We start from the raw sequence: 12,011 nt of genomic DNA, 5'->3' as shown, positions 1-12,011 counted from the left end.
GTTGTTCTTATGGGGAATTGCGCCGACGCGACGCGGGCTTGTAGGCGTCACGTCGACGAATAAGTAAAACAATAGACTTTATTCACTAGAGATCGTCAGCAAAGCTGACTTCTGCTGGATCAAACCAGGAAAGCTTCTCATGAAGGTTGACCACATGACCAACAATAATCAAGGTAGGTGGCCTGATATCCTTGCCCGCCGCGAGTTCGGGCATGGTGGCCAGCGTGCCAATATGGACTTTCTGATCGTGGCGCGTGCCGCGTTCCACCAGGGCAATCGGTGTCGAGTCAGGCATACCGTGCTGAGTAAGCTGTTCACAAATAACCGTCAACCCGGTTAACCCCATATAGAAAACTATTGTCTGCTGTTTTTGAACTAGCGCATTCCAGTCCAGATCAATTGTGTTGTCTTTCAAATGCCCTGTTGCAAACACAACCGACTGCGCATAGTCACGATGGGTAAGCGGAATACCGGCATAGGCAGCACAACCAGCAGCAGCGGTAATGCCAGGAACAACCTGAAAGCGTATGCCGTGGTCCATTAAGGTGTCGATTTCCTCACCACCGCGTCCGAAGATAAACGGATCGCCACCTTTCAGGCGAACAACGCGTTTACCCTCTTTCGCCAGTCTGACCAGTAACAGATTGATCTCATCTTGTGGCAAGGCATGATCGGCTTTGCGTTTACCTACGTAAATGCGATCGGCATCTTTGCGCGCCAGTTCGAGTATCGGTTTTGAAACCAGTCTGTCATACACAATAACGTCGGCCTGTTGTAACAGGCGTAAAGCGCGAAAGGTTAGCAGGTCAGGATCACCAGGTCCGGCACCTATCAGGTAGACTTCTCCATCGGCACCAATGGCACCCTCACCTTTTTCAATCGCCTCTTCCAGCAATTTACGGGCACTGTTTTCCTGGCCAGAAAACATTAATTCGGTTAGTGGGCCCTGTAGAATCTTTTCCCAGAACTGGCGACGTTGATTTCCGGTATTGAAACGTTCTTTGACCTTTTCTCGATAGGATTTCAACAAGATCGCCAAACGCCCATAGGAAGCCGGTATCAGTGTTTCAAGCCTGGCCCTTAATAACCTTGCCAAAACCGGAGAACTCCCGCCAGAGGATACCGCCAACATAACGGGCGATCGGTCAATAATCGAAGGCACAATAAAACTACAGAGTTCAGGGGCATCGACGACATTGACCGGAATATTGGCCGCCTTAGCTTCCTCTGAGACCTTGCGGTTAACGGTCATGTCGTCGGTGGCGGCGATAACAATGTCCACATCGCAACAATCACCTTCCTGGTAGTCCCGAGCAATAAGACTGACTTCTCCCGAATTGATTCTGGCCTGTAAGTCATTGCAAATCTCAGGAGAAATTATCTTGACGCTTGCACCAGCATCACACAGCAGTTTTACTTTACGCGAAGCCACCTCGCCGCCGCCTACCACCAGGCAGGGACGACCTCTAATATTGAAAAAAGCGGGGAAAAATTCCATCTCGATCAACCAATAGCAACAATTAAACCGGTCGATATTCTAGAGGAAAATGCCTGTGGGCTGAATGCCTGTAATCAAAATATTAGGGAATTTTAATATTGTTTACTAAGCAAGCCCGCACTTAATAACAAAACATTGGCAATTTCCATATGTTAGAAGGCCTTGTCGAAGGCTATTAAGCAGCTTCCTGACTTTCGTCGCACTCACCATAGGTGGGTATTTCCTGTTTACACAGACAAATGCGGCCGATCTCCCATAATCACGCCCTTCATCCCTGTAGCCTCTTGATCTAACCAGGGAAATCGTCCTTGCCCTGGTGAATGACACCCCACGAGGCGTGGACAGATGAAACCATACGCATTCGAGCGTAGTTTCTATGAATAATTCCTGGTCTTCGTCTGCAATTCGTCCCCATCGAGAGGTAAAACCCGGCAAGCCAAAATCTTCGGAGACATATCAGTGTTCCTGCTTTCATAGCCACCAGCTCAGTATTGCGTCGAGCCTACTCCACGAAACTTTTTACCTAGGACTTCCCCTGCACTTTTCAACGCGGGATGGTATGTAGATGACACGCGTCCTGTTGCTCTACTATCGAATTCTAAAACTTCCATCTCATCCCCTAAATTGTTACCCAACTGGTACAGATTTAGTATGGACGCAAAAGCTGTGGGATTTTGCGTAGTTACGTATAGAATAGGAATCATGCAATCCGGGACAAACAAGTTATATGAGGGACTACTGATACGCCCAAACGAGCGGCGTGCGGTGCAGTATTTTGCCTTCGTATTTTTTCTTGTTGGTTGTGGCCTTTCTTTGGGCAGAGGCTCGGTCGATGTCTTATTTCTCAAACGTTACGGAATAGAATTTCTCCCCATTCTATTCTCTATCAACGGACTGGTGCTGATACTGGTGTTCCTAATTTACACCGCCGTCGTAGATCAGATTTCCTCGAATAAACTATTGACCCGTTTTCTCTATCTGACCAGCACAACGCTATTGGTTTGCTGGCTAGTGATGGCAAGACACGTGACCGATACGATTTACCCGGTCTATTACGTCGTCTATGAAATCGTTTCAGAAGTCCTCCTGCTCCACCTCTCGATGTACGTGACACAGAACTTTTCCACGCAACAAGTCAAACGCCTATTGCCTCTTGTGTTTGCCGGATCACAAGCGGGTTTTATAGTGGGTGGAGTGTTGCTAGCACTTCTCAGCCCTGTACTGGATATTCATCATACCTTGCTCATTTGGTTTGGCTGTTTCGTACTGGCAGCCTCACTGGTTAACCGTTATCACCAAAAGAACGGTGCCTCACCCTACTTCCGTCCGGGTCGAAAAAGCCAAAACTTATTGGGCGAAGCAGTTTCTCATTTGCGTGAAGGAATAGCTTACGCAACAAGGTCAGCTTTGTTGACCACCATGGGCTTCGCGTTTTTCTTTATGGTTATTTCTTTTTACGTCCTTACCTATACCGGAAACAAAATATTCACTGAAGCCTTCGCATTGGAATCTGAGCTTGCTGCGTTTCTTGGCCTGTTGCTAGCGGTAAATGCTGCGCTGGCGCTGGTCTTACAATTAGTTGCCAGCAATCGCGTGATGCGTCGCTTCGGCGTACAAAAGGTCAACCTGATTTTTCCATTTGCGCTGTGCATCAGCTATCTCGGTCTGCTGGGTTGGTTTGTATTGCCTATGGCAGCATTTGCCTATTTTGCTCGTGACGTCATCATGCCGGTGTTTCGCAATCCGGTGCAGAGTATTTTCTATACGGCCTTTCCAAGGCAAGTTCAGGGACGCATAAGAGCAGTTTCGGTAGGGTTAATTCTACCCTTCGCCCTAATCGCCTCCGGGCTGGTTTTATATGGCCTGCAGTCTCTGCAATGGGACATCGGGCTTGTTATCGCTGGTCTCGTGTTTTCACTTGGTTTTCTAATTAGTAATTACAAAATGAACCGGGCCTATGCGCCAACGCTAATTGCTAATCTTAGACAGAAAGTCTACGTCCCCGACCGCAGCATCTTCACTGCCAGTGACAAACACTCAGAAACCCTGGAAATGCTTAAAAAAGGGGTCATGCTGGACGACGAAGAGATCCGTTTTGCAGCCTGTAAGACTCTCGTGCGGGTGTTAGGTAGAGAATCATTATCGCTGGTCTTGCCCGTAGTACGCAGCTTTTCTCCGCCGTATCAAGACAGGTTAATGGTGCTTCTTTTCGACTACATCGACACCAACCACCAACGATTACTGGAAGAGCTACATTTACAGGGCGATGTCCATTTACAGGCTACCATCGTTCGCCACCAGTTCAGACGCTATGGCGCTTCGATGCTCGATGAGATCAACGCTGCCATGAATAGTACAAATCCACGCATGGTCGCAACCGGAGTTTATGGTGCATTGATAAACGATTTACATAGTCTCCGAGACCAGGCGAAACATGCGTGGTTTGAATTGTTATATGCGGACAATCCTGGTGAGATCCTTTCTGGGCTGGAACTCGTGATAAGACTAAACGGCGTAGAACACCTTGAACGACTCTTTGAGTTGACGTTACACCCAGATCGACGCGTACAACGACAGGCTGCACGGGCGATCAGTCAAATGCCCTTGGAAAACGATAAAAAGATCGCTGCAATTGTAAAGAGGCTACTCTCTAGCGATGATGCACGTGCCAGACAAATTGCGGCGCGCATTGCCACACAGCTCGATTGGGAGCAGCGATATCAGTTGTTACTCGGCAAGCTTTGTGACCCACATCCCGATGTGCGTCGCGAAAGTGCGGTAAGCCTTTTTCATAGAGGCTTTAGTGCGGCATCATTGGTTGCGTGGCTTAAATCGACGCCGCTTCCGCCACGCGCCTTAGAAAGTATTGTTGACGTGATTATGCAAAAAGAACCAAAAACCGATGAATACAAACAACTCTACCGATGGGCGGTCTCCAAGACCAAAGCCTATGCCGAGATGCATGAAGCTATCATACAGCAGTTGAAGACACATGATGATTATCGCAGTCTCTTACCTGTGCTATTGAATGAACGGTGTGAAGACATGTTACTACTTTCTTTACGCATAGCGGGATTCGTTGAAGACGTGAATCTAGTGGAATCAGTCATTGCAGGCATTAATTCAAAAAGCCGAGATGTTATTGAGAGTGCGATGGAAACCTTATTGGAATTTCGAGACAAACCGTCTGCCAATTCACTGATAGACTCCGTCGGCAGAATCTACGACATCAGTGAGAAAATACACAGCCGGGATACATGGACTTTGGATAAAATGAAACAACAATGCAGTCCCTTATCCGATCCTTGGATGTGGGGATGTCTAAACAGCTTCAATCCAGGTCAAGATAGTGGAGAACGCTATGCTTGATATTTTTGACCGGGTATTAGTACTCAAAAACTCGCAAATATTTTCCAGTGTCAGAACGGAAGATCTCGCCGTGGTCGCCCGAGTATTGGATGAAGAGCTGTTCAACACGGATGATGTAATATTTTCTCAGGGAGATTACGGTGAACAGATGTACCTCATTCAAAAAGGCCAAATAGGTATCTCTTTCGATGGCAGCAGTAGTGAGCAGGGCTTTTATTGTTTACTTGGACCGGGAGAATGTTTTGGCGAAATGGTATTGCTGGACGAACAACCCCGTTCCGGCACTGCTCACGCACTGGAGGAGACTTCCGTACTCTCCTTAAACAAGGAAAAACTACGCACGCTGATCATTCAATACCCGGAATTGGCGCTTGGAATGTTAAAGAGTCTGAGTCTGCGCCTGCGTCGCGCAAATAAAGTGGAAAAACAATAATGTCGCGCAAAACCGCCAATAGTTTCCTCAGCGACTCTGCATTGGACACCTGTACCGGATGCAAAATGGTATCAGGTTTACATACGTGATGTGTGGGACGGCGAAAAAGTCATATACACCAGCCAACTTCTTGCACAACCATCGCTCACCCTGCCTCCAGGTCTGTTGACACCCGGTGGATATTACAATTGGCGGATACATGCACGTGACCGCAATGAGGATGTGTATTATGGCGATTTCAATCATGGTTCATTAAGTGAACCTTTTGAATTCACCGTTGCAGAATAAAAAAAGGCGCCATAGAGGCGCCTTCCTATATTGCATTTTATCGATCAAGCTTTTTCCGAAGCAGCCTTCTTTCTTGGCTCGTATTCCAACTCGATCTTTTCGTCAGTAGCAGTGACTTTTACCAATCCACCATCTGCCAGAATTCCAAACAACAACTCATTGGCAAGTGGCTTTTTGATGTTTTCCTTAATCAGGCGAGCCATTGGTCGGGCGCCCATCATCTTGTCGTAACCATGCTCTGCCAACCAAACTCTTGCTTCATCGTCGACTTCAATTGTGACATTGCGAGATTCCAACTGAACTTCCAGTTCCACCAGCAGCTTGCTGACGACGCTGGCGATGGTATCCGGCATAAGCGGTTTGAAGGCGATGATACCGTCGAGACGATTGCGGAATTCTGGTGTAAACGTGCGTTTAATTGCTTCGGTACCGTCAGTAGAGTGATCCTGCTCAGAGAATCCAATCGAAGAACGACTGATCAACTCAGCACCCACGTTACTTGTCATCACGATAATCACATTACGAAAATCCGTCTTACGCCCGTTGGTATCCGTCAGGGTTCCATGATCCATTACCTGAAGAAGCAGATTAAAGACATCCGGATGCGCCTTTTCGATTTCGTCGAGTAACAGTACCGCATGCGGACTCTTGTTAATCGCTTCCGTCAACAAACCGCCCTGATCAAACCCTACGTAACCGGGAGGCGCGCCGATGAGTCGAGATACCGTATGGCGTTCCATGTATTCCGACATATCGAAACGAATAAGTTCGATACCCAGTGCAGAAGCCAGTTGGCGCGTGACTTCAGTCTTACCTACCCCTGTTGGACCTGAGAAAAGGAAAGAACCTATTGGTTTTTGTTCTGCACCTAAGCCGGAACGGGCCAGTTTGATCGCTGTTGCCAACTGATCTATTGCCTCATCCTGTCCGAACACCACCATTTTCAGATTGCGCTCAAGATGACGCAACAGCTCAGTATCAGAACGGGAAACACTCTTGGGCGGAATCCGTGCAATCTTGGAAACTATGTGCTCAATATCACCAACACCGATGACCTTCTTGCGCTTGGATACAGGCATTAAACGCTGTATTGCACCCGCCTCATCGATTACATCAATTGCCTTGTCCGGCAGTTGGCGGTCAGTGATATAACGGTCTGCCAGTTCCGCAGCCGTCTGCAATGCCTGCTTGGTGTAACGAACACCATGATGTTCTTCGAAACGCGACTTCAAACCATTAAGAATCTGCACGGTTTCATCTACCGTCGGTTCAACCACATCAATTTTCTGAAAGCGGCGTGCCAGTGCACGGTCTTTTTCAAAAATACCGCGGTACTCCTGATATGTTGTACTACCGATACACTTCAATTGACCTGAAGCAAGCATAGGCTTAATCAGGTTAGATGCATCCATTACGCCCCCGGAAGCAGAACCGGCACCGATAATGGTATGGATCTCATCGATGAACAAGACCGCGCCTTTTTCTTTCTTGAGCTGACTCAATAAAGCCTTTAAGCGCTTCTCGAAGTCACCACGATACTTTGTGCCAGCAAGTAAGGCTCCAAGGTCGAGCGAGTAGACCGTGGCGTCCTGAAGCACCTCAGGCACTTCCTTGTCGACGATCTTCTTTGCCAAGCCTTCTGCAATGGCTGTCTTGCCGACACCGGCCTCACCCACATACAGTGGATTGTTCTTGCGACGACGACACAACACCTGTACCGTGCGCTCAACTTCCTCTTTTCTACCGATCAGAGGATCGATCTCACCTTTCTTGGCGAGCTCATTCAAATTCGTTGCATAACTCTCAAGCGGTGATTTCGCAGTGCTGCCCTCACCGCCACTATCTTCTTCAGACGCAGGGGAAACGCTCTGGTCCTCTTCATCACCATGGACCTTTGAGATCCCGTGGGAGATATAGTTGACTACATCAAGTCTTGTGACGTTTTGCTTATTCAGAAAGTAAACTGCCTGAGATTCCTGCTCACTGAAAATAGCGACAAGCACATTTGCGCCGGTCACTTCTTTCTTGCCGGAAGACTGAACCTGAAACACCGCGCGTTGTAATACGCGTTGAAAGCCAAGCGTAGGCTGTGTCTCACGTTCATCATCGTGTACCAGATGTGGTGTTGTCTCATCCACGAACACGGTCAAATCCTGCTTAAGCTGAGACATATCTGCGCCACAGGCTCTTAATACAGAGGCTGCGGCTGGATTGTCCAACAAAGCCAATAAGAGATGCTCAACCGTCACGAATTCGTGACGCTTTTCGCGTGCCTCTTTAAACGCCAGGTTTAAGGAAAATTCAAGCTCTTTACTGATCATTTTGGCTTCCAGTCGTCATAAGTAGTTGCGATCAGGCTCTCTCCATTACACAAAGAAGCGGATGGTGATTACGATTCGAGAAATCGCTAACCTGTGCTACCTTGGTCTCTGCGATTTCCCTGGTAAAAACACCACATACCCCTTTTCCTTGCGTGTGCACCTGCAGCATTACCTGCGTTGCCTTTTCGCGGTTCATAGCGAAAAACTTTTCCAAAACCTGAACCACAAATTCCATTGGAGTAAAGTCATCGTTCAGTAGTACGACCTTGTACATTGAAGGTCTTTTTAGAGCCGGTTTGGCTTCTTGGACCTGCAAGTCTCCGTCGTGTTCGTTATATTGATCGTCACTCATAGCCATGAAGTTTAGTTAAAATCAAAAAAATTACATTTCATTTAATAACAATTTTATTATCTGCCAATACAGCGCGTTAGGGCGATATTACCACCTATTGGTTGACCATAATCACAAATATTCCATCAGTTTAAGCCCTTGTGTCTGCAATTAGACCAATAATATTTCAACGACATTCTAGCCTAGATCCGAAATCCAGACCTTAATTCCGTTTAACTTAATATTTATAACACTATTATCAAAATGGTAAATGCGCCAATGAAGCCTATTTATGTGCAAGCTACCGAAAAAACAAGAAAAAACTTGACTTAGACGCTCATCATTATAAAGTTTTATGTGAGGCCTTATTTAAGAAGTTCAATAAGAAAAGTGGGGCGTTAAATTGCATCTCTCTTTGAGGGATAGGTTGGCGCTGGGAAGAATTAAGAAGGATTAAGGAGGGCGAATTGCCATGGCAACAGGCACAGTTAAGTGGTTTAACAATGCTAAAGGTTACGGCTTTATTTCACCAGAAGGAGGGGGCTCAGACGTTTTTGCGCATTTCTCTGCAATAATAATGGAAGGTTACAAAACACTAAAGCAGGGGCAAAAGGTAGAGTTTGATCTTATCGATGGACCGCGTGGTCTACAGGCGACGAAAATTCAAATGGCAAGCGGCGAGGCAATCAGCAATACAACCGAAGCTGCTGACGCGACCATACAGTAATCCAAGCTAACTTAGGATAGCCGACATCACAAACCCCCCTGCTTTTGATTAAACAGGGGTTGAGGCTTCTTTTTCTACATTTTGCTAGTTTAGATAGACAATGTTGTCCTTGTGATTGTCTCTAATGGTCTTGCGAGGTTCACCTATGTAATAGCCTTGGCAATAATCCACTCCGATTGAAGCGAGAAATTCCACGGTTTCTCTATCTTCCACGAACTCTGCCACAGTTTCTTTACCCAGGGCGTGTGCTACATCATTCATTGAGGCAACAATCGCCCTTTTAACCTTATCATTCGTTACATTCTGTACAAATGACTTGTCAATTTTGACGATATCAACGGCGAGATCTTTTAAATATGAAAACGATGAATATCCGACACCAAAATCGTCAAGTGCGGTTTTAAATCCTAATTCCTGAAGTTTTGCTAAAAATTCCGCAGCGGCGTTGATGTTCTGAATCGCGCTACTTTCGGTGACCTCAAAAACGACGTTATTCGGATTGACCGCATTCCTATCCAATTCCGTCTGTATGAGTTCCAATATCTCCGGATCACCGATAGATTTTGCTGACAAATTGATTGCGTAGCGTCGACCTGAATAACCTTCATTGCGCATTAAATGACGCATACTATGACGAATGACCCAACGATCAATTTCCTGAATTAGCCCAAAACGTTCAGCAGAGGGTAAAAATCCTGATGGCATAATCAGATCACCGTTTTCGCCCTTCATACGCAGCAATACCTCGTGTGAGGTAATCTGTCGTGACTTTAACGACATAATGGGCTGGCAATCCATGACAAACAAATTGTTCTCAATGCTGTTCTTTATCCTACGGGCCCATCCCATATCCAGTGACATGGCGTCGGCGCTCTGTTTGTCTTTTTCCTCAAAAAAGTAAACTCGATTTCTACCCAGTCGCTTGGCAATATGGCAGGCCAGATCTGCGCGTAACAATATTTCTTCTTTGTTTTTGATGCTCCCATCAAGTAAGGCGATGCCAATAGAACAACCAATGTCCAGTATCTGCCCCTCATAGTTAAATATAAATTCGCTAAGATGCCGTCTGTATGCTTCAGCTGCCACCAATGCCTCTTTCGCGCTGGAGTTATACAGCAATATGGCAAATTCGTCTCCGCCGAGTCGCACTACCAAATCGGTTCCTCGTGCACGATTAATCAGAACGTCGGAAACATCGGTCAACACCTTATCCCCAGCCACATGTCCCAAGGTATCGTTCACGTATTTAAAATTATCCAGGTCGAGATATAGCAGCGCAATGTCGAGTTTTTCATTGCGCAAATTGCGCTCAATCGCACGATCAAGTTCGTCGATAAAAAAATGTCTGTTGTAAAGTCCTGTCAGAGAATCGCGTTCAGCAAGCTGTTTGAGTCGATCAACCATGGCTTTGCGTTCGCTAATATCTGATACCAGCGCGACGTAAAGTATTTCGCCTTCCAACAATACGCGCCCCAAGCGTATTGACATGGGAAAGCTTTCCATCTTGCTGTTAACGCCTTCTATTTCCTGTTCCGGGTGCAAGGTGGTTCGATTTTTCAATACCGACATCATGCCCGCATCTTTGTGATTGCGTATGGATTCAAACGCAGGAATAACGGTGGTTACGCCCTTGCCAACAATCTCGGCTTCGTCCATGCCAAACACGATTTCCGCAGCCTTATTCAGGCTTTCGATCCGACCAAGCTTATCGATAATTAAAATGCCTTCACCGGCATTGTCGAGTATAGACTGGAGGCGTAACTGACGCGCGTGGACCTGGGAACGCATACGCGCAAGTGCATCGATAAGAAATTGTGTTTCTAATATGCGATGGCTAAGAGCAGGCTGAAACTTTTTACCTTCTCCTTCAGCAACCAGGGCTAAACCGATCTGCGTAAGCGGTCTGCGTATTAGTAACTCAAACCCAATATAGGCGATAAAAGTCACGAGTAATACTAATGCCAGCACCAGCCACATCGTCTCAGAAAAAGTAGCTGTACTCTCTTCGATGAGACTTATCCCCTCAACCACGTTTCCGGAAAGCATGGCGCGCATATCGTTGACAATACCAATCGCGGTATTGAGCATGGGGTCGATCCCGTCGCGCATCAAAGAATGATCGGCACGCCAGGTTTCGGAATAATAGATTTCCTGTACTTGTTTGAACTTTACATTATAAACATCGAATGCCTTACGCATACGTTCGACGGCATTTTCCTGCACTATCCCCAAACGCCCCTGCTTCTTCAGCGTTTCAAGCTTTACTAATGCCAGTGCAACCGATTCCGCATAAACTTTTCGATTGTTCTCAGAGGCCTCCATTGAAAGCTCTGGTGGCCCAAATGCACCGAGACGATTAGCTACGAAAACACGTACTGAACTGATTAATTGTGACCATTCATAGCGAATGTCGCGAAATAATTCCGAAGCTTCATCATTACCTCGCTCTACCCGCAAATCATTGAGTCCATCGACAACGGCCGTCATAAAATCCACATTTGCCGGCCGAAGGTCGTTTAACATGATAGGCATGGCCAAAAAGCGTTTTTCGACATCTTTCTGAACCGTTAAAAGCGTCCCAACCTGATCAAAAATAACGTCCAGTGTAGCTCTGAGGGTCTGAATTCTTTCCTGGAGGGCGACATTGCTCGGGTCTTCCAGTTCTGCGGCAAGTTCTCTAACGCGCAATATGCGCGAATGGATCTCTTTTTGATCAATGTGGTCACTAATAAACGACTTTTGGTAAATAGAAACACCTAGTTGCAGTAGGTTCTCAGAAAGGAGACTCAGTACGTCGCTCAAATGGTTTTGCCGATGGGCAATTTCGTATTGCTTTTTGATAGAGTCTTTCGACTGGTGAGAGGTATATAAGGTGGCAACCAGCAGTATTCCGACGAACAAGGACATAATAACCAAAAACCGTTGCCGAATACTGATTACTTTGGGTGTCATCATTGTTTTTTACCGGGGATGTTGCAAAAGTGTAGGACTAAAATCCCCCTGAGTCCACTCGGAATTAGAAACTATTTATCGAAGCTACTGCG

At 46.6% G+C, this 12,011-nt stretch carries 8 protein-coding genes; 4 read left to right on the top strand and 4 right to left on the bottom strand.

Annotation, left to right across the window (positions count from 1 at the left end; genetic code table 11):
• Positions 1-85 precede the first annotated feature (85 nt).
• Positions 86-1,498, bottom strand: coding sequence for a siroheme synthase CysG (cysG, locus tag OEZ43_10805; protein MDH5546075.1), 1,413 nt, complete (start codon positions 1,496-1,498; stop codon positions 86-88).
• 702 nt (positions 1,499-2,200) lie between these two features.
• Here cysG and OEZ43_10800 point away from each other — a divergent pair.
• The 3 genes from OEZ43_10800 to OEZ43_10790 all read left to right on the top strand — a co-directional run bounded on the left by OEZ43_10800 (position 2,201) and on the right by OEZ43_10790 (position 5,588).
• Positions 2,201-4,867, top strand: a complete 2,667-nt coding sequence (locus OEZ43_10800; GenBank protein ID MDH5546074.1) for an MFS transporter — start codon at positions 2,201-2,203, stop codon at positions 4,865-4,867.
• The gene (locus tag OEZ43_10795) at positions 4,860-5,300 is read left to right on the top strand and encodes a cyclic nucleotide-binding domain-containing protein (GenBank protein MDH5546073.1); all 441 of its coding nucleotides are present in this window, start codon (positions 4,860-4,862) and stop codon (positions 5,298-5,300) included. Before OEZ43_10800 ends, OEZ43_10795 begins: the two co-directional genes overlap by 8 nt.
• A gap of 90 nt (positions 5,301-5,390) precedes the next feature.
• Positions 5,391-5,588, top strand: a complete 198-nt coding sequence (locus OEZ43_10790; protein MDH5546072.1) for a hypothetical protein — start codon at positions 5,391-5,393, stop codon at positions 5,586-5,588.
• A 44-nt stretch (positions 5,589-5,632) separates the two neighbouring features.
• Here OEZ43_10790 and clpA read toward each other — a convergent pair whose 3' ends face one another.
• Together clpA and clpS are read right to left on the bottom strand one after the other, a co-directional pair.
• Positions 5,633-7,909 (bottom strand): ATP-dependent Clp protease ATP-binding subunit ClpA, encoded by a 2,277-nt coding sequence (clpA, locus tag OEZ43_10785; GenBank protein MDH5546071.1) that lies wholly within the window; start codon positions 7,907-7,909, stop codon positions 5,633-5,635.
• Between the two features lie 31 nt (positions 7,910-7,940).
• Complete coding sequence (gene clpS, locus OEZ43_10780; GenBank protein ID MDH5546070.1) at positions 7,941-8,261, bottom strand: ATP-dependent Clp protease adapter ClpS; 321 nt, start codon at positions 8,259-8,261, stop codon at positions 7,941-7,943.
• Between the two features lie 451 nt (positions 8,262-8,712).
• Between clpS and OEZ43_10775 the strand changes: the two genes are divergently transcribed.
• Entirely contained in the window at positions 8,713-8,967 is a 255-nt protein-coding gene (locus tag OEZ43_10775) for a cold-shock protein (GenBank protein ID MDH5546069.1), read from the top strand.
• Between the two features lie 84 nt (positions 8,968-9,051).
• Here the strand turns inward: OEZ43_10775 and OEZ43_10770 are convergent, their stop codons facing one another.
• Positions 9,052-11,922: an EAL domain-containing protein gene (locus tag OEZ43_10770; protein MDH5546068.1), complete on the bottom strand. Its 2,871-nt coding sequence runs from the start codon at positions 11,920-11,922 to the stop codon at positions 9,052-9,054.
• Positions 11,923-12,011: the final 89 nt, after the last annotated feature.

It is taken from the genome of Gammaproteobacteria bacterium (genome assembly GCA_029881255.1).
Taxonomy (GTDB): domain Bacteria; phylum Pseudomonadota; class Gammaproteobacteria; order S012-40; family S012-40; genus JAOUMY01.
Note: the sequence above shows the minus strand (reverse complement) of the source record. Positions and strands in the feature narration are given on the sequence as shown.